The sequence below is a fragment of the Micromonospora avicenniae genome (genome assembly GCF_900156065.1).
GTDB classification, from domain to species: domain Bacteria; phylum Actinomycetota; class Actinomycetes; order Mycobacteriales; family Micromonosporaceae; genus Micromonospora; species Micromonospora avicenniae.
In genome coordinates this window covers 14744-35858 of record NZ_FTNF01000013.1, presented here as the reverse complement: position 1 = coordinate 35858, position 21115 = coordinate 14744, and the positions used below count along the sequence as shown (strand labels likewise).

At 72.3% G+C, this 21115-nt stretch carries 18 protein-coding genes; 15 read left to right on the top strand and 3 right to left on the bottom strand.

What is annotated here, in order from left to right; genetic code table 11:
• Nucleotides 1-213: 213 nt before the first annotated feature.
• Both rho and BXA10_RS19900 read left to right on the top strand, forming a co-directional pair.
• On the top strand, nucleotides 214-2208 hold the full coding sequence (rho, locus tag BXA10_RS19905) for a transcription termination factor Rho (RefSeq protein ID WP_076471962.1): 1995 nt from the start codon (nucleotides 214-216) through the stop codon (nucleotides 2206-2208).
• A 380-nt stretch (nucleotides 2209-2588) separates the two neighbouring features.
• Nucleotides 2589-6011, top strand: a complete 3423-nt coding sequence (locus tag BXA10_RS19900) for a phosphodiester glycosidase family protein (protein ID WP_076471960.1) — start codon at nucleotides 2589-2591, stop codon at nucleotides 6009-6011.
• A 40-nt stretch (nucleotides 6012-6051) separates the two neighbouring features.
• Here the strand turns inward: BXA10_RS19900 and BXA10_RS19895 are convergent, their stop codons facing one another.
• Nucleotides 6052-6948 (bottom strand): phosphatase domain-containing protein, encoded by an 897-nt coding sequence (locus BXA10_RS19895; protein WP_076471958.1) that lies wholly within the window; start codon nucleotides 6946-6948, stop codon nucleotides 6052-6054.
• A 301-nt stretch (nucleotides 6949-7249) separates the two neighbouring features.
• Here BXA10_RS19895 and rpmE point away from each other — a divergent pair, with 301 nt between their 5' ends.
• Nucleotides 7250-7474, top strand: a complete 225-nt coding sequence (rpmE, locus tag BXA10_RS19890) for a 50S ribosomal protein L31 (RefSeq protein WP_076471955.1) — start codon at nucleotides 7250-7252, stop codon at nucleotides 7472-7474.
• A 114-nt stretch (nucleotides 7475-7588) separates the two neighbouring features.
• A complete protein-coding gene (prfA, locus tag BXA10_RS19885) occupies nucleotides 7589-8677 on the top strand; it encodes a peptide chain release factor 1 (protein WP_076471953.1) in 1089 nt (362 codons plus the stop codon).
• A gap of 171 nt (nucleotides 8678-8848) precedes the next feature.
• Here prfA and BXA10_RS19880 read toward each other — a convergent pair whose 3' ends face one another.
• Nucleotides 8849-10399 carry a GGDEF domain-containing protein gene (locus tag BXA10_RS19880; protein WP_076471951.1) on the bottom strand — a complete coding sequence of 517 codons (1551 nt, stop codon included), beginning with the start codon at nucleotides 10397-10399 and terminating at the stop codon, nucleotides 8849-8851.
• 73 nt (nucleotides 10400-10472) lie between these two features.
• On the opposite strand from BXA10_RS19880, the gene prmC reads away from it, so the two are divergent.
• The 4 genes from prmC (at nucleotide 10473) to BXA10_RS19860 (ending at nucleotide 14896) form a co-directional block, all read left to right on the top strand.
• Nucleotides 10473-11420, top strand: a complete 948-nt coding sequence (gene prmC, locus BXA10_RS19875) for a peptide chain release factor N(5)-glutamine methyltransferase (RefSeq protein ID WP_076471948.1) — start codon at nucleotides 10473-10475, stop codon at nucleotides 11418-11420.
• Nucleotides 11420-12061, top strand: coding sequence for an L-threonylcarbamoyladenylate synthase (locus BXA10_RS19870; protein WP_076472249.1), 642 nt, complete (start codon nucleotides 11420-11422; stop codon nucleotides 12059-12061). The genes prmC and BXA10_RS19870 overlap by 1 nt, the downstream gene beginning before the upstream one ends.
• Nucleotides 12062-12673, top strand: a complete 612-nt coding sequence (locus tag BXA10_RS19865) for an arsenate reductase/protein-tyrosine-phosphatase family protein (RefSeq protein ID WP_076471945.1) — start codon at nucleotides 12062-12064, stop codon at nucleotides 12671-12673.
• 111 nt (nucleotides 12674-12784) lie between these two features.
• Nucleotides 12785-14896 (top strand): transglycosylase domain-containing protein, encoded by a 2112-nt coding sequence (locus BXA10_RS19860; RefSeq protein ID WP_076471942.1) that lies wholly within the window; start codon nucleotides 12785-12787, stop codon nucleotides 14894-14896.
• On the opposite strand, the gene BXA10_RS19855 is transcribed toward BXA10_RS19860, so the two are convergent.
• Nucleotides 14871-16358, bottom strand: coding sequence for an SDR family oxidoreductase (locus tag BXA10_RS19855; RefSeq protein WP_076471940.1), 1488 nt, complete (start codon nucleotides 16356-16358; stop codon nucleotides 14871-14873). The genes BXA10_RS19860 and BXA10_RS19855 overlap by 26 nt on opposite strands.
• 35 nt (nucleotides 16359-16393) lie before the next feature.
• Between BXA10_RS19855 and BXA10_RS19850 the strand changes: the two genes are divergently transcribed.
• From BXA10_RS19850 to BXA10_RS19820, 7 genes are all read left to right on the top strand, one after another.
• On the top strand, nucleotides 16394-17683 hold the full coding sequence (locus BXA10_RS19850; RefSeq protein WP_217696815.1) for a serine hydroxymethyltransferase: 1290 nt from the start codon (nucleotides 16394-16396) through the stop codon (nucleotides 17681-17683).
• Entirely contained in the window at nucleotides 17676-18107 is a 432-nt protein-coding gene (locus BXA10_RS19845; RefSeq protein ID WP_076471937.1) for a hypothetical protein, read from the top strand. The genes BXA10_RS19850 and BXA10_RS19845 overlap by 8 nt, the downstream gene beginning before the upstream one ends.
• 214 nt (nucleotides 18108-18321) lie before the next feature.
• Entirely contained in the window at nucleotides 18322-18558 is a 237-nt protein-coding gene (locus BXA10_RS19840) for an AtpZ/AtpI family protein (RefSeq protein WP_076471934.1), read from the top strand.
• A gap of 11 nt (nucleotides 18559-18569) precedes the next feature.
• On the top strand, nucleotides 18570-19367 hold the full coding sequence (gene atpB / locus BXA10_RS19835; RefSeq protein WP_076471931.1) for a F0F1 ATP synthase subunit A: 798 nt from the start codon (nucleotides 18570-18572) through the stop codon (nucleotides 19365-19367).
• Nucleotides 19368-19434: 67 nt separating this feature from the next.
• Complete coding sequence (locus BXA10_RS19830; RefSeq protein ID WP_076471928.1) at nucleotides 19435-19674, top strand: ATP synthase F0 subunit C; 240 nt, start codon at nucleotides 19435-19437, stop codon at nucleotides 19672-19674.
• Between the two features lie 27 nt (nucleotides 19675-19701).
• Nucleotides 19702-20241: a F0F1 ATP synthase subunit B gene (locus tag BXA10_RS19825; protein WP_076471925.1), complete on the top strand. Its 540-nt coding sequence runs from the start codon at nucleotides 19702-19704 to the stop codon at nucleotides 20239-20241.
• Nucleotides 20241-21062, top strand: coding sequence for a F0F1 ATP synthase subunit delta (locus BXA10_RS19820; protein WP_076471923.1), 822 nt, complete (start codon nucleotides 20241-20243; stop codon nucleotides 21060-21062). Before BXA10_RS19825 ends, BXA10_RS19820 begins: the two co-directional genes overlap by 1 nt.
• Nucleotides 21063-21115: the final 53 nt, after the last annotated feature.

Below are 21115 nucleotides of genomic sequence, written 5' to 3'. Positions count from 1 at the left end.
CCGCCACCCCTGCCAAGGCCACGCCGCACCGCAGTTTCCACAGGTCGCCGCAGACGGCGAGACCTGCTCACCGAGGCTGGTGAGTCGGAAACCGACCGGCTGCTGTGTCACAGACTCCCGCGACGCGTTCACGCGAGGCGGGTGCACCGAGGCCGCCCGGCCACCTGCTTTGTCGACTCCGGGCAGTCACGGCCTATCGAGGGAAGGAATCCATTGAGCGACACCACCGACGTGACGTCGGATGTTTCCAACGTCGCTGGCGAAGCCACCACCGCCGCTCCCGCTCGTCGGCGGCGTAGCGGCACCGGTCTGTCGGCGATGCTGCTGCCAGAGCTCCAGAGCCTGGCCGCGTCGCTCGGCATCTCCGGCACGGCCCGCATGCGCAAGGGCGAGCTGATCAGCGCGATCACCGAGCGGCAGGGCGGCGCCGCCGCCGGGACCCCTCGACCTCGGGCCGAGGTCGCGGCTGCGGCCGCGACCGCTCCCGCCCGTGAAGAGGTGCACGCAGAGGTGCGGGAGACGACCGAGCGGCCGAAGGCCGAGCGGCGTACCGCCGAGGCGGCACCCGCCGAGCAGGCCGCAGTCGAGACCGAGGGTCGCGGCAGGGGCCGGCGCCGGGCGCGCACCGAGGAGACACGCGCTGCCGAGACTCGTACCGAGGCGGCCGAGACCGGCGAGCGTACCGACCGGGGTGAGGGCCGCGGCGGGCGTGACCGCAATGAGCGTGCCGAGCGCGGTGAGCGAGCCGAGCGCGGCGACCGCAACGAGCGTGCCGAGCGCGGTGAGCGTGCCGAGCGCGGTGAGCGGGCCGAGCGGGCCGAGCGCGGTGAGCGGGCCGAGCGTGGCGACCGCAACGAGCGTGCCGAGCGTGGCGAGCGGGCCGAGCGCGGTGAGCGCGCGGACCGCAACGATCGCGGTGACCGGGGGCAGCGCGCCGAGCGGGAGATCGACGGCGAGGACGACGGCGAGGGCGGCGGCCGGCGCGGCCGGCGCAGCCGGTTCCGGGACCGTCGCCGCGGCCGCGGTGAGCGCTCCGAGGGCGACGGCGGCGGTCGCGAGCCGCAGGTCGGCGAGGACGACGTTCTCGTCCCGGTGGCCGGCATCATCGACGTGCTCGACAACTACGCCTTCGTCCGGACCACCGGCTACCTCGCCGGCCCGAACGACGTGTACGTGTCGATGTCGCAGATCAAGAAGTACGGCCTGCGCCGCGGTGACGCGATCACCGGCGCCGTCCGTGCCGCCCGGGAGGGCGAGCAGCGGCGCGACAAGTACAACCCGCTGGTGCGGCTGGACACCATCAACGGGATGGAGCCGGAGGAGGCCCGGCGTCGGCCGGAGTTCTACAAGCTGACTCCGCTCTACCCGCAGGAGCGGCTGCGGCTGGAGACTGAGCCGCACATCCTGACCACCCGGGTGATCGACCTGGTCATGCCGATCGGCAAGGGCCAGCGGGCGCTGATCGTCTCGCCGCCGAAGGCCGGTAAGACGATGGTGCTGCAGGCGATCGCGAACGCGATCACCCGCAACAACCCGGAGTGCCACCTGATGGTGGTGCTGGTCGACGAGCGGCCGGAAGAGGTCACCGACATGCAGCGGTCGGTGAAGGGCGAGGTCATCGCGGCCACGTTCGACCGTCCGCCGCAGGACCACACCACGGTGGCGGAGCTGGCGATCGAGCGGGCGAAGCGCCTGGTCGAGCTGGGGCACGACGTGGTCGTGCTGCTCGACTCGGTGACCCGGCTCGGTCGGTCGTACAACCTGGCGGCGCCGGCCAGCGGCCGGATCATGTCGGGTGGTATCGACTCCACCGCGCTCTACCCGCCGAAGCGCTTCCTGGGCGCGGCGCGGAACATCGAGAACGGCGGCTCGCTGACCATCCTCGCCACCGCGCTGGTGGAGACCGGGTCCATGGCGGACACGGTAATCTTCGAGGAATTCAAGGGCACCGGAAACGCCGAGCTCAAGCTGGACCGGAAGATCGCCGACAAGCGGGTCTTCCCGGCGATCGACATCAACCCGTCCGGCACGCGCAAGGAGGAGGTCCTGCTCGCGCCGGAGGAGCTGGCGATCATCCACAAGCTGCGCAAGGTCCTGCACTCGCTGGACTCGCAGGCGGCACTGGATCTGCTGCTGGACCGGCTCAAGCAGTCGCGTACCAACATCGAGTTCCTGATGCAGATCGCGAAGTCCACGCCGGGGGAGTGATCCCCGGGTAGGAGGCGACAGGAGGGGCACGGCCGTCTGGCCGTGCCCCTCCTGCTGTACCGGCGGACCGCCGGCTCGTCGCTCCACTCGGGACGGATACTGTGAGTGAGCTTACTCCCCGCTCGTGCCGGTGACAGGCAGTAGTCGCGTCCGCCGAGCCCGCTCGGCCTCGGCCGGTGTCACCTGGCACCGGTGACATTCCGTTGCTGGTGCGGATAGGGGTGCAGAGCAAAGGAGGCGTGAGTGGATGTCATCGGCTGGTGAGCGGTGACGCTTGGTCACTGTCCCGGAGTTCGACATCGCCGGACACGAGTGCAGCTTTCTTCCATTGGTCCAGCTGCTCTTGAAACTTCTATTCACTGTCGGGTTGACTGTCGTCCATGCGTACCCGCAGACGATCCGCCCACCTCGCCGGCGTCCTGCTGCTGACGCCACTGCTTACCGTGGCTGGCCCGCCACCCGCCACCGCCGCGCCCGTCACCGCCGCACCCGCCGCGGTGACCGCCACCGGGCCTGGCGTGGCCGCCAGCGACCGGAGCGGCATCGAGCCGGCGGGTGGCCTGGAGACCACGAAGGCCAGCCGTCCGGTCGCCCCCGGGGTCCAGCTCACCTCGTTCGATCGGTACGACGCGGAAGGTTGGTTGCGTGCCGACGCCCTCACCGCCGACCTCAGCGGCGGCGTCACCGTGGACTACGTCAACTCGGGCGCGGTCAGCCGGGCGGAGCCGCTGCGCGCCGCCGCGAACCGCACCCGCGCGGTCGCCGCGGTCAACGGCGACTTCTTCGACATCAACAACTCCGGAGCCGCGCAGGGCGTCGGCATCCGCGACGGCGAACTGATCCAGTCGGCGGTCAGCGGGCACCAGAACGCGGTGGCGGTGACGAGCCAGGGCATCGGCCGGGTCGTCGAGGTGAACTTCGACGGCACCGCCACCCTGCCCGCCGGCCCGGTCACGCTCACCCAGTTCAACAACATGGTTCAGACCGGCGGCGTCGGCGTGTTCACCGCACTCTGGGGTACGTACACCCGGGAGCGTGCGGTCGCCGGTGCGGCGCGGGTCACCGAGGTCACCGTGGTCGACGGCCGCGTGGCCCGCGTGGACCCGGCGGCGGGCAGCGGGCCCATCCCCGCCGGGACCACCGTCCTGCTCGGCCGGGAGGCCGGCGCCGACGCGCTCGCCGGGCTGCGTCCCGGTGACCCGGTCAGCGTGGCCTGGCAGCCGAAACCGTCCGACGGCGGCAACCTGCACGCCGCGGTCGGCGGCGGCAACGTGCTGGTCCGGGACGGCCTGGTGCAGACGATCTCCGACCCGTCGCTGGCTCCGCGCACGGCGGTCGGCTTCACCGCTGACGGTCGTAAAATGATCATGTTGACGGTGGACGGGCGCCAGGTCGACAGCCGGGGCGTCACCCAGACCGAGATGGGCCGGATGATGGCCGAGCTGGGCGCGCACAACGCGCTCAACCTCGACGGCGGCGGCTCGTCGACGCTGCTCGCCCGGGAGCCGGGTGCGGCGGCCGTCCAGGTGGAGAACAGCCCCTCGGACGGCACCGAGCGCCCCGTCCCCAACGGCCTCGCCCTCTACGCCCCGACGGGCAGCGGGCGGCTCACCGGCTACTGGGTGGAGACCGCCGGCGACCCGACCGCGGCGCCCGGCGTCTCCCCGGTCCGGGGCGGCCGGCCCGACCGGGTCTTCCCGGGACTCACCCGCCGGCTCACCGCGGCCGGCCACGACGAGACGTACGGTCCGGCAGCCGGCAGACCGAGCTGGCAGACCCGACCGGCGGCCCGCGGCCGGGTGGACGGCGACAACGTGTTCCACGCCCTGCTGCCCGGCCCGGCGACCGTCACCGCACGCCGGGGCGCCGCCACCGGATCGCTCGACCTCACCGTGCTCGGGCCGCTGGCCGGCATCGACACCACTGTCGAGCGGGTCGGCCTGACCGGCCTCGACGGCACCGGGCGCTTCGGTGTGGTCGGGCGCGACGCCGAGGGGAACACCGCCCCGATCGAGCCCGCCGACCTGAACCTGGAGTACGACCACGACCTGCTGCGGATCACGCCGGACGACGACGGCAATCTCACGGTCACCGCGCTGCGCGACACCGGCGCCGCCCTGGTAACCGTCCAGGTAGGACAGAAGAGGGTCGTCGTTCCGGTCACCATCGGGCTGACCGACCAGCCGGTGGCGGACTTCGAGGACGCGTCCGCCTGGAAGTTCAGCCAGGCCCGGGCGAGCGGATCCGTCGCGCCGGCGCCGGGCCACACCGGCACCGGCCTGAAGCTCTCGTACGACTTCAGTCAGTCCACCGGAACCCGCGCCGCGTACGCGGACCCGCCGGCCTGGATCGACGTCCCCGGTCAGCCACAGGCGTTCGGGATGTGGATCCACGGCAACGGCAGGGGGGAGTGGCCGAGCCTGCACCTGCACGACGCGCAGGACACCCAGCACGTGCTGCGCGGGCCGTACATCACCTGGACCGGCTGGCGGTACGTCGAGTTCCCCGTCCCGGCCGGCGTGCAGTATCCGGTGCGGGTGCGGCGCTTCTACGTGGCCGAGACCAACGCCGACGCTCAATACACCAGCGAGATCGTCATCGACGACCTGGTGGCCAAGGTGCCCCCGTCGGTCGACGTACCCGCCGAGGAGGCGAGCACCGACCGGGTGGTGGTCACCGACGGCACGGTCGACGCCGCACCGTGGCGCTTCGCGGTGATGTCCGACGCCCAGTTCGTCGCGGCTGATCCGGACAGCGAACTGGTCGCCCAGGCCCGCCGTACGCTGCGCGAGATCAGGGCGGCCCGGCCGGACTTCCTGGTGATCAACGGTGACCTGGTGGACACCGCGTACCCGGCCGACTTCGAGCTGGCGAAGCGGCTGCTGGACGAGGAGCTGGGGGACGAACTGCCCTGGTACTACGTGCCCGGCAACCACGAGATCATGGGCGCCCCGATCAGCAACTTCCGGGCCGTCTTCGGCGACACGTCGCGGGTCTTCGACCACGAGGGCACCCGCTTCGTCACGCTGGACACCTCCACCGGCTCGCTGCGCGGCGGCGGCTTCGACCAGGTGCGGATGCTGCGCGAGGCGCTCGACTCGGCGGCCACCGACCCGGCGGTCGGCTCGGTGGTGGTGCTGCACCACCACCCGCCGCGCGATCCCAGCCCCGTGCAGGCGAGCCAGCTCGGTGACCGGAAGGAGGCGGCGCTGCTGGAACAGTGGCTGGCCGACTTCCAGCACCGTACGGGTAAGGGCGCGCTCTTCGTGGGCGGGCACGTCGGAACGTTCCACGCCGAGCGGGTGGACGGGGTGCCGTACGTCATCAACGGCAACTCCGGCAAGACGCCGTCCACCCCGGCCGATCGGGGCGGCTTCACCGGCTGGACCGAGTTCGGCGTCGACCCGGTCAGCCCGGCGGAGGCCGACCGGGCCCGACGGGACCAGGTGGCCGAGGGACCGAGCTGGGTGACGGCCGAGGTGCACGCACACACCGACCGGCTCACGGTGAGCGCCCCGGCCGCAGTCGCGCTCGGCAGCCCGGTCACGGTCACCGCCACGCTGACCCAACCGGGTGGGCGTGCCGTCCCGGTGGCCGCGCCGGTGAGCGCCGACTGGTCCGCGTCTCCGAACGTGCACATCGGGCCGGTGACCGGGTTGCGGCCGTGGCACGTGGCCTGGTTCGATCCGGCGACTGGCCGGCTCACCGCGCTGCGTCCCGGCGCCTCGCTGGTGCTGGCGGTGACGGTCAACGGGGTACGCGCGGACACCACCATCACCACGGCGGCGCGCGCCGCCGCCTGAACACGCGGGGAGGGGCCCCGGTCGCCGGGGCCTCTCCCGCTCAGAAGTCGCCGTCGGCGACCTGGAACACCGTGAGGCCCAGGGAACGCCACATCCGGACCACCTGCGCCCGGTCGTCGAAGACGCCGACCACCCGGTAGCGGTCCCGCACCTCCCGCTCGTAGATCTCCCGCTTGACCACCGAGTCCTTCCGGGAGTCGCCCACCGCCCGCAGGTGCAGCGCGAGGTACGGCACCCGGACGTGCCGCTCCAGCCACACCACCGTGTCGGCGCGCGCCGAGGCGTCCCGGCCGGAGCAGAAGACCACGCCGTACCCCGCCGCGTGCATGGCCCGGACCGCGGCGATCACCGCCTCGTTCGGCTCGTCCGCACCGACCCGGGTCATGTCGTACGGGCTCCGTGAGACGTTCAGCGCGACGGTGCCGTCGATGTCCACCAGGACGATCTCCGGTGCTCCGGTCGGGGCGCGGTGCACCTGCTTCGGGCGGCCCGTACGTGCCTGTGGCACCGGCAGCGGCAAGGGGCGCCCCGCCAGGTAGCGCTCGTGCAGCCGGCGGATCGCGGCCTCGCCGACTCGGTCCTCCGCCGGGCGCCCGGCGTCCCGGCGCAGGCACTCCGCCAACGGGACGTCGGTGAAGTCGTGCACCTCGAACTCGGCCCCGTACCGGGCGGCCAGGTCGGCCCAGTCCCGCAGCGTTCGCGAGCGCAGGTTGGTGTCGTCGACGCAGACGTCGGCCCGGGCGCGCAGCAGCGCCTCGACCTGGGCGCGCTGAGCGGTGGTCACCTGCGCCTCCGCCCACTGGGTGAACAACCGCTCGCCGTGCAGCATCCGGCGCAGGTCGTCGCGGTTCACCCGGACCACGGACGGCTGGAGCGTACGGGCGAAGGTGGTCTTCCCCGAGGCGGGTAGCCCGCGGGTCGCGATCAGGCGGGGCATCGCGTGCTCACCTCCGTGCGCTCGTCGTCCGGCAGCCGTCGTCCGTCCCCGGTCGTACCCCGCCCGGGGCACGACCGACGTGGGTCGCGTGCCGGTGAATGCCCGGCGGGCGGACGGGAATGCCAGTAGGACGCCGTGTGTTGTCGAGGGCGGACCAGCTGTGCGCCCGGTGACGGGCCCAGGCCGCACCCATGGCACACTGGTCAATCGGCCACCGGTTCCGGTTCACGCCTGAGCCCGTCGTACGTGCGGCGGGTGGCGAGGGCGACCCGGCGACCACCGACGAAAGGACCGAGGCGACATGAAGCCCAACATTCACCCGGAGTACGTGACCACCGAGGTCCGCTGCTCCTGCGGCAACACGTTCACGACCCGTAGCACCGCCAAGGGCGGCGTGATCAGCGTCGAGACCTGCAGCGACTGCCACCCGTTCTACACCGGTAAGCAGCGCGTGCTGGACACCGCCGGTCGGGTCGCGAAGTTCCAGCAGAAGTACGCCAAGGTTCAGGCCAAGAAGGCCAAGTAACTCCACGTTCGGCGCCCGCGTCCGGTTTCCGCCGGACGCGGGCGCCGTCCGTATGCCCGCCGGTTTCCACCCGGTACGCCGTCCGTCCGCCCGCGTCGAAGGAGCATCCGCAGCATGAGCAGCGAGCGTCTGGCCGCCCTTCTCGACGAGTACGCGGACCTGGAGAAGCGGTTGGCCGATCCGGCCATCCACGCCGACCAGGCTGTCGCGCGCCGGGTCGGTCGCCGCTACGCCGAGCTGGTGCCGCTGCACAAGGCGGCAGGTGAGCTCGCCCAGGCGCGCGCGGACCTGGCCGCCGCGCGGGAGCTGGCCGGCGAGGATTCGTCGTTCGCCGCCGAGGCGGAGTCGATCGCGGTGACGTTGCCGGCGCTCGAGGAGCGGCTGGCGGAGCTGCTGATCCCGCGTGACCCGCACGACGCCAAGGACGTGATCGTCGAGATCAAGGCGGGTGAGGGTGGCGAGGAGTCGGCGCTCTTCGCCGGCGACCTGCTGCGGATGTACACCCGGTACGCGGAGCGCCGGGGCTGGTTGGTCGAGGTGATCGACGCCCAGGACTCCGACCTCGGTGGGGTGAAGGACGTCTCGCTGGCGATCAAGACAAAGGGTGTGCCGGAGGGCGGCAACGGCGTCTGGTCCCGCCTCAAGTGGGAGGGCGGCGTGCACCGGGTGCAGCGCGTGCCGGTCACCGAGTCGCAGGGCCGCATCCACACCAGCGCGGCCGGCGTCCTGGTGCTGCCGGAGGCGGAGGACGTCGACGTCACGATCGACCCGAACGACCTGCGGATCGACGTGTTCCGCTCGTCCGGACCCGGCGGGCAGTCGGTGAACACCACCGACTCGGCGGTCCGGATCACCCACGTGCCGACCGGAATCGTCGTCTCCTGCCAGAACGAGAAGTCGCAGCTGCAGAACCGGGAGCAGGCGATGCGGATCCTGCGGGCCCGGCTGCTCGCGGCGGCGCAGGAGCAGGCCGACGCGGCCGCCTCGGACGCCCGTAAGGCGCAGGTGCGCACGGTGGACCGCTCGGAGCGGATCCGTACGTACAACTTCCCGCAGAACCGGATCACCGACCATCGGATCGGCTACACCGCGTACAACCTGGACCTGGCCCTCGCCGGTGACCTGGACGGCGTGCTCGACGCGCTGGCCGAGGCGGATCGCGCCGCCCGCCTGTCCGGCGACACCGAACTAACCCGCCGCTAACTCTCACCCCCCCGCCCCACCCCCCCACCCCCCACCCCCTCTCCCCCGCCGCCCTCCCCGCTGATCAAGAGCTTCGCGTCACGTTCGATCTCCCTGTTGACGCGAACCTCTTGATCACGCGCAGACCGGGGCTGGGCGGGCCTGGGGGCGCGCGGAGCGCGCGGGTGGGGGTTAGGAGGCGTGGGGGCGGGTCTTGGCTCGGAGCATTTCGCGGTCGGCGATCTCGAAGGCGGTGCTGAGCGCGTCACGCAGCTGCGGCCCGGTGCCGGAGACCTCGGCGAAGCCGATGCTCACCCCGACCGGGGTGCCGGGGACCAGCGCCTCCCAGTCCTCACTCGCCACCGCCGCGCCGACGCGGCGGGCCACCTCGGCGGCCTCGCTCATGCCGGCGCCGGGCAGCACCACCACGAACTCGTCGCCGCCGTAGCGGGCCACGAAGTCGCCCCGGCGCATCACTCTGTTGATCACGCCGGCGATGCGCTGGAGGACCAGGTCACCCGAGTGGTGCCCGTGCCGGGTGTTGACCGCCTTGAAGCCGTCCAGGTCGCAGACCCCGATCACCACCTGCTCGCCGCGCGCCACCACGCTGGCGATGTAGCGTTCGAGCCGGCGCCGGTTGGGCAGGCCGGTCAGCGGGTCGGTGAGCGCCTCACCCTCGTAGCGGGCGGCCTCCCGGCGCATCTCCTCGTGGTCGATCCGGGCCGCGATTCCGTCGATGTAGACGTCCCGCAGCCGGTCGTTGCGCTGTGCCGCCAGCCGGAACGCCAGCCGGTCCGCCCGGTGGGCGAGCGCGTGGTCACCGGCGCGGGACAGGGCGATGCTGCGCAACCGGGCCGGCTCGGCCGCCCCGAGCGTCTCGCTGGAGACCCGGATGGTGTCCAGCCGGGCCACCGCCTCGATCGGCCGGCCGGCGGCGACGGCGAGGCACACGTGACCGAGTTCACGCATGTCCCGGGCCCGGGCGCTGTCGCCACCGTGGGCGAGCAGCCGGGTGGGGTCGGCGTCGCTGCCGTGTTCGATCTCGTCGCCGAGCGCTGCCCGTCGGGCGGCGGCGTAGCCGTACGCGGCGAGGCTGCTCGGACGTAGCTGGCCGGCCCGTCCGCCGCGCAGGAAACGGGCGAGGTCGCCCGCCACGTCGCGCAGCACCCGCAGGCAGCCGTCGCTGTCGCCGTTGTGGTCGAGCGCGACGGCGTTGCGCAGGCGGATGCCCGGCGCGGCGAACGTCTCCTCGGGTATGCCGGCGGCCATGCCCAGCTGCCGGGCCCGCTCGATCGCGCCGAGGGCGTAGCCGTGGAAGCTGAGGTAGGAGTACGCCATCGCCAGGTCGTGCCAGCCCCAGGCGGTGTCGCGGTCCGGGTCCTCGACGGCGCCGAGCGCGCGGGCGGCCTTGACCAGGTGGGTGACGCAGCGGTCGAGCGCGCCCTGGTGGTGGGCGGCCAGCGCGGCCAGCGCGTTGACGTGCCCGTGCAGGTAGGGCTCGGCGAGGTCGCGTACGGCCGCCGAGGCCTCCTCGATGGCGCGGGTGAACTCGGCGGTGCGGCCGAGATTGATCAGCGCGGAGAGGCGCTGAACCATGGCGTCGGCGCGGGTGCGCGGATCGGTTGTGGTGCGTAGGACATGTTCCAGCACGGTGTACGCCTCGGCGGACCGGCTCGCCTCCTGCAACGCCCTCGACCGCGTCAGCGCGTCAACCTGGTCTTCGACCCGGTCGAGCCAACCCACCAGCGACCTCCTGTCGGCATGCGCCTGTACGCACCCGCTCGTGACGTGCCCCGCGACGCTTCATGATTATGTCGTGACCATCGAGCCGCAACACCCCCCCGAAGGGACGAACCGGATCCGGCCATCGACCGCCGTGCTGCGGGCGGCCCGGATCCTCGCCGAAGCCGGGGTGGAGGCCGCCCGGACCGAGGCCGAACTGTTGGCCGCGTACGTGCTGGAGGTGCCGCGCGGCCGGCTGGCCCTAGCCGACGGGTTCGACGCCGGCCAGCTCGCCACCTTCGACGCCTTGGTGGCCCGCCGGGCGGGCCGCGAACCGTTGCAGCATCTCACCGGCAGCGCCGCCTTCCGGCGTCTGGAGCTGGCGGTCGGGCCGGGCGTTTTCGTGCCCAGGCCGGAGACCGAGCTGCTGGCCGGCTGGGGAATCGAGCAGGCGCGGGACCGGGACGCGCCGCTGGTGGTGGACCTGTGCAGCGGCTCGGGCGCGATCGCCCTCGCGGTGGCCCAGGAACTGCCGGCGGCCCGGGTCGTCGCGGTCGAGCGTTCCCCGGCGGCGCTGGACTGGCTGCGCCGCAACGCGGGGGAGCGGGCCACGGCGGGGGACCGGCCGATCGAGGTGGTGGCGGCGGACGTCACCGCCCCCGACCTGCTCGACGACCTGGTCGGCCGGGTCGACGTGCTGCTGTGCAACCCGCCGTACGTGCCCGCGGACACGGTGGTGGCGCCGGAGGTGGCCGGGTACGACCCGGCGGAGGCGGTCTTCGGCGGCGTGGACGGGCTGTCGGTGATCCGCCCGGTGATCGCCCGGGCGGGGGAGCTGCTGCGGCCCGGCGGGATGCTCGGCATCGAGCACGACGACACGCACGGCGCGGACGTGCCGGCGCTGCTTGTCGCCGACGGCCGGTTCGCCGCCGTGACCGAGCACCGGGACCTCACCGGGCGGCCCCGGTTCGCCACCGCGTCCCGACGTGCGGACGGCCGCCGGGCCGACCTCGGGCCGGCGTGGCAGACTGGCTCCTCGTGATGCTCTACGACTGCCGGTCGCCCGCCGATCGGGACCGCGGCATCGCCGCGGCCATCGAGGCGGTCAAGAACGGAGAACTGGTCGTCCTGCCGACGGACACCGTTTACGGCATCGGCGCGGACGCGTTTACCCCGTACGCCGTGAAGGCGCTGCTTGACGCCAAGGGCCGGGGGCGGCAGATGCCGCCGCCGGTGCTGATCGGCTCCCGGCAGACCCTGGACGGCTTGGTCCTCTCGCTGCCCCGCGAGGCCCGTGACCTGGTCGAGGCGTTCTGGCCGGGCGCGCTCACCATCGTGATCGAGCACTCGCCGAGCCTGCAGTGGGACCTCGGTGACAAGACCGGCACGGTGGCTGTGCGGATGCCGCTGCACCCGGTGGCGCTGGAGGTGCTGCGGGAGACCGGGCCGATGGCCGTCTCGTCGGCCAACAAGACGGGCCAGCCGTCCGCGCTCACCGCCGAGGAGGCCCGCGACCAGCTGGGCTACTCGGTACGCGCGTACCTGGAGGCGGGCCCCTGCCCGGACCCGGTGCCGAGCACCATCGTGGACCTCACCGGCGAGGTGCCGCAGGTCCTGCGCCTGGGCGCGATTCCGCTGGAGAAGCTGCGCGACGTGGTGCCGGACATCGTCGAGGGGGTCTAGGTGCCACCGTTCACCGTGCTGCACGTCTGCATGGGCAACATCTGCCGGTCGCCGATGGCGGAGCGGCTGCTCGCGCTGGCCGTACGGGATCGGTTGATCCGGCGGGGGCTCGACCCGGCCGGTGCTGACGAGCTGGTGTACAGCCACAGCGCCGGCACCGGCGGCTGGCACGCGGGTGAGGAGATGAACCCGCCGGCTGCCCGGCAGGTCGTCTCCCGGGGCGGCGACGCCGAGGGGTTCGCCGCCCGCAAGCTCCGCTCGGAGCACATCGACGCCGCCGACCTGGTCCTCACGGCGACCGCCGACCAGCAGGACTACGTGGTGGCGCTGCGCCCCGACGCGGCTCCGCGCACCTTCGTGCTGGGGGAGTTCGGCCGGCTGCTGGGCGCGGTGGACGCCGCCGGGCTGCCGGCGGCGGAGGCTTCGCCGGACGCCGTGCATGCCCGCGGGGTGGCGTTGGTGGCGGCGGCGCACGCAGCCCGCCACGATGCGGGCCCCCTCGCCACGGACGACCTGGAAGACCCCTGGGGCCGGGGTGACCAGTGCTTCAGCCGGGTCGCCGACGAGATCGAGGAGACGGTGCAGCCGCTCGCTGCGGCGCTTCTGCCCTGACGGTCCTCCTCGCGAATTTCCTCCGGGTTTGGGGCGAAGCGGCGACGAAACGGGGTATTCCGGGTCATTCTGAACGGGTCCTAGCGTGACCGGCTCCTGCGGGGGAAGCTGATGATCCGGGCCCATCTCGACAAAGTGCTGACCGTGTTGATCGCCGGCGTGCTCGCCGGTCTGGTGTTGGCGGGAGCGGCCCTGCCGGTCGCGCTCGTGTTCGGAATCGGCTTCAGCGCGCTCTCCACGCCGTACTCGGAGCTGCCCAACACGCTGCGCACGTCGCCGCCCGCGCAGCGCTCCAACCTCTACGCCAACGACGGCACCACGCTGATCACGTCCTTCTACCAGGAGGACCGGGTGGACGTGCCGCTGCGCGAGGTGGCACCGGTGATGCGGCAGGCCATCGTGGCCGCCGAGGACACCCGCTTCTACCAGCACCGCGGGGTGGACCTGCGCGGCGTGGCACGCGCCTTCACGGTCAACCAGCGCGACGGTGAGACCCGGCAGGGCGCGTCCACGCTGACGATGCAGTACGTCCGCAACGTGCTGAGCAGCGATCCCCGCCTCTCCGCGGCGCAGCGCCAGGCGGCCACCGAGGTGAGCGCCGCCCGAAAGGTGCAGGAGATGCGGTACGCGCTCGCCCTCGAACGGGAGCTCGACAAGGAGGAGATCCTCACCCGCTACCTCAACATCGCGTACTTCGGTGCCGGGGCGTACGGGATCGCGGCGGCGAGCAAACGGTTCTTCTCCAAGGCGCCGGCCGACCTGACCCTGTCCGAGGCGGCGTTGCTCGCCGGCCTGGTCCGCTCACCGCACACCGACGAGCCGATCAACGGCGACGCGAACGCCGCGCTCGGCCGCCGGTCGTACGTGCTGCAGCGGCTGGTGGAGTCCGGCCAGGTCCCGCCCGAGCAGGCGGCGCGCGCCAACGCCGAGCCGTTGAAGCTGCGCCCCAGTGAGACGCCGAACGACTGCACGGCGGTGCCCGCAGAGCACAAGGACTGGGGCTTCTTCTGCGACTGGTTCACCCGCTGGTGGAGTTCCCAGCACGCCTTCGGGGCCACCGCCGACCAGCGGCAGCAGACGCTGCGGCGGGGCGGGTTCTCGATCGTCTCCTCGCTCGACCCCGCCGTGCAGCGCACCACCGTCGAGCAGGTGCTGCGGATCTACCCGACGAGCGACCGCCGCGCGGCGCCGACCGCCGTCGTCCAGCCCGGCACCGGCCGGGTGCTCGCCATGGCGGTGAACCGCGTCTACAGCGTCGCCGAGAACCCCGACGGGCAGAAGAACCACCCGAACACCGTCAACCAGCTGGTCGCCGGGGGCGGGGCCATCAACGGCTACCAGGGCGGCTCGACCTTCAAACTCTTCACCATGCTCGCCGCGCTGGAATCCGGCCTGCCCCTGCGGACCGAGTACGACGCGCCGGGCCGTTTGATCACCGGCTACCCCGCAACGGGGCCGGCGAGCTGCGACGGCCACTGGTGCCCGCAGAACTCCTCGTCGTCGGTCGATGGCAGGCACGACATGTGGAGCGCCTTCGGCAACTCGGTCAACACGTACTTCGCCTGGCTCATCGAGCGGGTCGGCGCCGACCGGGCGGTGGAGATGGCCGAGCGGCTGGGCATCGTCTTCCGAGCCCAGTCCGACGCCCGGCTCGCCGAGAGCGGCGCCAAGGAGTGGGGGCCGTTCACCCTCGGCGTCTCCGCCACCACGCCGCTGGACCTCGCGAACGCGTACGCCACGGTGGCGGCCGAGGGGACCTGGTGCGCCCCGCTGCCGGTCGTGTCGATCACCGACTCGTCCGGCCGGCCGGTCGAGGCGGCCCAGCCGGCCTGCCGCCAGGCGCTGGACACCGACGTGGCACGGGCGGCCGCCGACGCGGCCCGCTGCCCGGTCGGCGACCAGTCGATGTACAACGGGTGCGACGGCGGGACCGTCGAGGGCCTGCGCGAGCAGCTGGGCCGGCCGGTGGCCGGCAAGACGGGTAGCTCCGAGCGGTACGAGACGGAGACGGTGGTGGCCTTCACGCCGCAGCTCGCGGTCGCCTCGATGGCCGCGAATCCGGACGACCCCCGGGACGCGGTCGGTCAGGCTGTGCAGGCCCAGATGGCGCGGGCGGTCGGCGAGGTGCTCTCGTTCGGGCTGCGCGACCAGCCGGTACGCGACTTCGTGCCACCGAGTGAGCGGATCGCCTACGAGTTCACCGGTCCGCGGAACGGGAACTGACGGCGCCGGCTTCCCGCTCCGCGCCGCGGGCGATGTTGCGGGCCATCCCGCCGAAGACCACCGCGTGGAACGGCGTCACGGCGCCCCAGTAGGCGTGCCCGGCGAGCCCGCGCGGCAGGAACACCGCCCGCTGCTGGTACCGGCTGCGCCCACCGTCGGCCGGCAGCGCCCGCATCTCCAGCCAGGCCCGGCCGGGCAGCCGCATCTCCGCGCGCAGCCGGAGCAGCCTGCCGGGTTCGATCTCCTCGACCCGCCAGAAGTCCAACGCCTCGCCGACCTGGAGCCGGTGCGGATCGCGACGCCCGCGGCGCAGCCCCACCCCGCCGATCAGCCGGTCGAACCAGCCCCGCACCGACCAGGCGAGCGGGAACGAGTACCAGCCGTTCTCGCCGCCGACGCCCTCGATGATCCGCCAGAGCGCCTCGGGCGGCGCGTCGACGACGCTTTCCCGCAGGTCGGTGTACGCGGTGCCGCCGGACCACCGCGGGTCGGTCGGCAGCGGCTCGGCCGGGGCGTACGGGCCGCTCGCGGTCGACCAGCGGGTCTCCACCTGGGCGTCGCGTACCCGGGCCAGGGCCAGCTCGATCGCCCGGTCGAAGCTGGTCAGCCCGTCGGGCGGGTCGGGGACGTACGCGGCGATGTCGTGCTCGTGGGCGACCGCCTCGTGGATCAGGCTCTCCACCAGCGGCCGGGCGATCGCGTTGGGCACCGGCGTGACGAGCCCGACCCAGTACGACGACAGCGCCGGGCTCAGCGGCCGGACCGGCAGGATGATCCGCCGCCGTAGCCCGGCCACCCGGGCGTAGCGCTGGATCATGTCGCTGAAGGTGAGCACGTCCGGCCCGCCGATGTCGAAGGCCCGGTTGACCTCGGGCGGCAGGTCGGCGCAGCCGACGAGGTAGCGCAGTACGTCCCCGACCGCGATCGGCTGGATCCGGTTGCGTACCCAGCGCGGTGTCGTCATGGCCGGTAGGCGCTCGGTCAGGTAGCGCAGCATCTCGAACGAGGCCGAGCCGGACCCGATGATCACCGCGGCGCGGAGCACCGCCGTCGGCACGCCACTGGCCAGCAGGACCCGCCCGACCTCGGCACGGGAACGCAGGTGGGGCGACGCATCGTCCTGCGCCGGCTGGGGTCCGCCGAGGTAGACGATGCGGCGGACGCCGGCGGTCCGGGCCGCCGCGGCGAAGGCCTCGGCGGCTTCCCGGTCGGCCGTCTCGAAACCGGCCTGACCGAGCGAGTGCACCAGGTAGTAGGCCGTGTCCACGCCCGCGAACACGGACGGCAGCGTCTCGGGCCGCCGTAGGTCGCCCTCGGCGATCTCCGCCTCCGTGGCCCAGGGCACGTCGCGCAGCCGGCCGGCGTGACGGGCCAGGCAGCGCACCTGGTACCCCTCGGCCAGCAGCCGGGGCGCGAGCCGCCCACCGATGTAACCGGTCGCGCCGGTGACCAGGCATCTCACGTTGTCCAGTCTGCGGCCCCATAGACTGCTTCGTCGTGGACACCGTGACGAGCACCTTTTGGGGGCCGGATTTCGAGCAGCTCCGCGCCACCGACCCGGAGATCGCCGGCGTGGTGCTAGGCGAGCTGGACCGGCTGCGGGGCGGACTGCAACTGATCGCCAGCGAGAACCTCACCTCGCCCGCCGTGCTCGCCGCGCTCGGCTCGACGCTCACCAACAAGTACGCCGAGGGCTACCCGGGTCGGCGCTACTACGGCGGCTGCGCCGAGGTGGATCGGGCCGAGGAGATCGGCATCGCCCGGGCGAAGGAGCTGTTCGGCGCCGATCACGCCAACCTCCAGCCGCACTCCGGGGCGAGCGCCAACCTGGCCACGTACGCGGCCCTGGTGCAGCCCGGCGACACGGTGCTCGCCATGGACCTGCCGCACGGTGGGCACCTGACCCACGGCAGCCGGGTGAACTTCTCCGGCAAGTGGTTCGCCACCGTGGGCTACACCGTCCGGCGCGACACCGAGCTGATCGACTATGACGAGGTGCGGGATCTGGCCCTGGCGCACCGGCCGAAGATGATCATTTGTGGTGCGACCGCGTACTCCCGGCTGATCGACTTCGCGACGTTCCGGGAGATCGCCGACGAGGTCGACGCGTACCTCATGGTGGACGCCGCCCACTTCATCGGGCTCGTCGCCGGCAAGGCGATCCCGTCGCCGGTGCCGTACGCCGACGTGGTCAGCTGCACCACCCACAAGGTGCTCCGCGGCCCGCGCGGCGGCATGATCCTCTGCCGGGAGTCGCTGGCCCAGCGGATCGACAAGGCGGTCTTCCCGTTCACGCAGGGCGGCCCGCTCATGCACGCCGTCGCGGCCAAGGCGGTGGCGCTGCGCGAGGCCGCGCAGCCCGAGTTCCAGGGGTACGCCGAGCAGGTGATCCGCAACGCACAGGCGCTCGCCGCGGGGCTCGCCGACGAGGGGATGCGCCCCGTCTCCGGCGGCACCGACACCCATCTGGCGCTGATCGATCTGCGACAGGTCGGGGTGACGGGCGCGGAGGCGGAGGCGCGCTGCGACGCCGCCGCGATCACGTTGAACAAGAACGCGATCCCGTACGACCCGCAACGGCCGATGGTCTCCTCCGGCATCCGCGTGGGTACGCCGAGCGTCACCACCCAAGGCATGGGGGAGCCCCAGATGCGGCAGATCGCGAGCCTCATCGCGCGGGCCGTGCGGACCGACCCGGCGGCCGCCGGCGGCACCGACGAGCTCGCCCGGATCGGCACCGAGGTGGCCGACCTGGTCGCCACGTTCCCGGCGTACCCCCGTGGCTGAGCCCGTGGCCCGCGTCGAGCGGGCGGCCGAGGACCGGGGCTGGCGGCTGCGGCACCTGCCGGTGCTGCTGATCGCATCGGTGCTGCTCGCCGGGGTCGCGGCGGTGGTCGGCGGGGTGACCGGCGGGGCCGACGCGGCGCTCGGCGCCGCCGCCGGGGTGGCCGTCACGGTGATCAGCTACAGCCTCACCACTGTGGTGCTGGCGTGGGCCGACGCCCGTAACACGCAGCTGGTGCTGCCGTTCGGCCTCGCGCTCTACGTCGCGAAGTTCACCGTGATCGGCGCCGTGATGGTCGGCGTGGCCTCGACCGGCTGGCCCGGTCTGATCCCGATGTGCCTGGGCATCGCCGCCGGGGTCGCGGTCTGGACGGGCGTGCACATCTGGTGGCTGACCACGGTCCACGCCCGACGGGCGCGGGGCTGACTGCGGTCCAGGCCCGGCCCCGCGCCGGGCTGACGAAGCCCGCGTCCCAATTTTCGGAACGCGCGCCGATGTGTCCCCGATCGGTCATTCTCTCGCCTGCCGAAGGGGAGTAGCGTGCATCGCGACGACTTCGCCCACCCGTGTCCCACACAACCAGGTTGTGCGGGGGGTGAGGCACAGCCTTCTCTCCTCGACTGATATCGTTCGCCCCGTCATGGCCGGTGACCAGAAACCCCCCAGCGCTGGCGGCCCGGATGATGTTCCGTCCGGTGCCGGTCAGGGTTGGACCGCGCTCAGCTACCTGATCGCGGGCATGCTCGTGTGGGGCTTCATCGGCTGGCTGGTTGACGGATGGCTGGAGACCGGGGGCATCGCCACCGGCATCGGGATCGTGCTCGGCATGGCCGGGGGCGTCGTCCTGGTCATCCGCAACCTCGGCACGCCTAAATAGGAAGGGACGCGGTGTTCGGACAGTCGAACGTCCTGGCACAGGGCGAGGTTAATTTCCCACCCAGCGTGGAGGACTTCTACCTGCCCAGCATCGCCCCGTGGGGCGCGCACAACAACTACTGGTTCACCAAGATCACGTTCATGGTGTGGCTGGCGGTCGGGATCCTGATCCTGTTCTTCCTGCTGACCTACCGCAAGCCGCAGCTGGTGCCCACCAAGAAGCAGTGGCTCGCCGAGTCCATTTACGGCTTCGTGCGCAACAACATCGCGGTCGACATGATCGGGCACCAGGGTGTGCGGTTCGCGCCGTACTTCACGACGCTCTTCTGCTTCGTGCTGCTGACGAACTTCTTCGCGATCGTGCCGTTCTTCCAGATCTCCCCGAACTCGCACATCGCCTTCCCGGCCTTCCTCGCCGCGATCAGCTACGTGCTCTTCAACTGGGTCGGCATCAAGAAGCACGGCTTCGGCGGGTACTTCAAGCGGGCCCTCATTCCGCCCGCGCCGTGGTACATCCTGCCGCTGCTGATCCCGATCGAGGCGTTCTCGACCTTCCTGGTCCGGCCGTTCTCGCTCGCCGTCCGTCTCTTCGCGAACATGTTCGCCGGCCACATGCTCCTGCTGGTGTTCACGCTCGGCGGCTTCGCGATGCTCAACGCCAACGCCCTGCTGGCGCCGATCTCGGTCCTGTCCTGGGTGATGACCGTGGCGCTCACCTTCCTCGAGTTCCTGGTGATCGTGCTGCAGGCATACGTCTTCACGGTGCTGACCGCCAGCTACGTGCAGGGCGCGCTCGCCGAGGAACACTGATCCACTCGCACCAACCGTTGTCGTCCCGCGTGAGAGTCACGCGTGATAACCAGGAGGAACCACACCAATGGACGCTAGCGTTCTCGCCGCGGTAGAGGGCAGCACCGCCGCCATCGGCTACGGCCTCGCCGCCATCGGCCCGGGCATCGGCGTCGGCCTGGTCTTCGCCGCCTACATCCAGTCGACCGCCCGCCAGCCGGAGTCGTCGCGGATCACCCTGCCGTACGTCTGGATCGGCTTCGCCGTCATCGAGGCGCTCGCCCTGCTGGGTGTCGCATTCGGCTTCGTGTGGCAGGGCCAGGCCTAATCCCGCCCTTCGACCGGGAGGTCTTCCATGTACTTCCTCGCCGCTGAGGGTGGTGAGACGACCCACAACCCGATCCTTCCGCTCTGGCAGGAGATCGTGGTCGGTGGCATCGCCTTCATCATTCTCTGCTTCGTGCTGATGAAGTTCGTCTTCCCGCGCATGGAGCAGACGTTCCAGGCCCGGGTCGACGCCATCGAGGGTGGCATCAAGCGTGCCGAGGCCGCCCAGGCCGAGGCGAACCAGCTGCTCGAGCAGTACCGCGCGCAGCTCGCCGAGGCGCGTACCGACGCCGCCAAGATCCGGGACGACGCCCGGGCCGACGCAGAGGGCATCCGGCAGGACATCCTCGCCAAGGCGCGGGAGGAGGCCGACCGGGTCATCCAGGCCGGCAAGGACCAGCTCGCGGCCGAACGGGCCACCATCGTGCGCGAGCTGCGCGCCGAGGTCGGCACGATCGCGGTCGACCTGGCCAGCAAGATCGTCGGTGAGTCGCTCGCCGACGAGGCGCGTCGTAAGGGCACCGTCGACCGGTTCCTGGACAGCCTCGAGAGCACGGGGGCCCGCTGATGCAGGCCGCCAGCCGGGAGTCGTACAAGATCGCGGCCGATCGCCTCGACGAGTACGTCCGCGGCGCGGAGGCGTCGGCGGTGGCCACCACCGCCGACGACATCCTCTCCGTCGCCGCCCTGCTGCGGCGGGAGCCGCGGCTGCGCCGGGCGCTCTCCGACCCGGCCCGGTCCGGCGAGGACCGGTCCGGGCTGCTCGAGGGCATGCTCCGCGGAAAGCTCGGCGCGGACGCCCTGACGCTGGTCAGCGTCCTGGTCTCCGGCCGCTGGTCGGCGCCGTCCGAGCTGCTCGAAGGTGCCGAGCGGCTGGGTGTGGAGGCGTTGCTGGCCAGCGCCGACTCCGCCGGCGAGCTGAGCGAGGTCGAGGACGAGCTGTTCCGGTTCGGGCAGGTCGTCTCCGGTTCCCCGGAACTCTCCAGCGCGCTCTCCGACCCGATGGTGCCGGCCGAGCGGCGGGCGACCCTGGTCGACCAGCTGCTCGCCGGTAAGGCCCGGCCGGTCACCGGCTACCTCGTCGGGGTCGCGCTCGCCGGCTTCGGGGGTCGCTCCTTCATCGGGGCGCTCACCCGGTTGGTCGAGCTCGCCGCCGACCGGCGGGACCGGCAGGTCGCGTACGTGACCGTGGCCGCCCCGTTGAGTGACGAGGAAGAGCAGCGGCTGGGCGCTCGGCTCTCCGCGATATACGGTCGGGAGGTATCCGTGCGACAGACGGTGAACCCCGACGTCCTGGGTGGCGTGAGCGTGCGGGTCGGATCCGACCTGTACGACGGCACCGTCCTGCGCCGCCTCAACGAGACCCGCAACGCGCTCGCGAAGCGCTGACCGGCTCCGCCGCACAGCGCCCTGAACGACAGACGCCACTCGGACCGGTCGGT

Coding starts and splice junctions, on each gene's coding strand:
- rpmE (WP_076471955.1), top strand. CDS start 7,250: ATGAAGCCCAACATTCACCCGGAGTACGTGACCACCGAGGTCCGCTGC.
- BXA10_RS19825 (WP_076471925.1), top strand. CDS start 19,702: ATGTACTTCCTCGCCGCTGAGGGTGGTGAGACGACCCACAACCCGATC.
- BXA10_RS19870 (WP_076472249.1), top strand. CDS start 11,420: ATGCTCTACGACTGCCGGTCGCCCGCCGATCGGGACCGCGGCATCGCC.
- BXA10_RS19900 (WP_076471960.1), top strand. CDS start 2,589: ATGCGTACCCGCAGACGATCCGCCCACCTCGCCGGCGTCCTGCTGCTG.
- BXA10_RS19840 (WP_076471934.1), top strand. CDS start 18,322: ATGGCCGGTGACCAGAAACCCCCCAGCGCTGGCGGCCCGGATGATGTT.
- BXA10_RS19830 (WP_076471928.1), top strand. CDS start 19,435: ATGGACGCTAGCGTTCTCGCCGCGGTAGAGGGCAGCACCGCCGCCATC.
- BXA10_RS19820 (WP_076471923.1), top strand. CDS start 20,241: ATGCAGGCCGCCAGCCGGGAGTCGTACAAGATCGCGGCCGATCGCCTC.
- BXA10_RS19895 (WP_076471958.1), bottom strand. CDS start 6,948: ATGCCCCGCCTGATCGCGACCCGCGGGCTACCCGCCTCGGGGAAGACC.
- BXA10_RS19860 (WP_076471942.1), top strand. CDS start 12,785: ATGATCCGGGCCCATCTCGACAAAGTGCTGACCGTGTTGATCGCCGGC.
- prfA (WP_076471953.1), top strand. CDS start 7,589: ATGAGCAGCGAGCGTCTGGCCGCCCTTCTCGACGAGTACGCGGACCTG.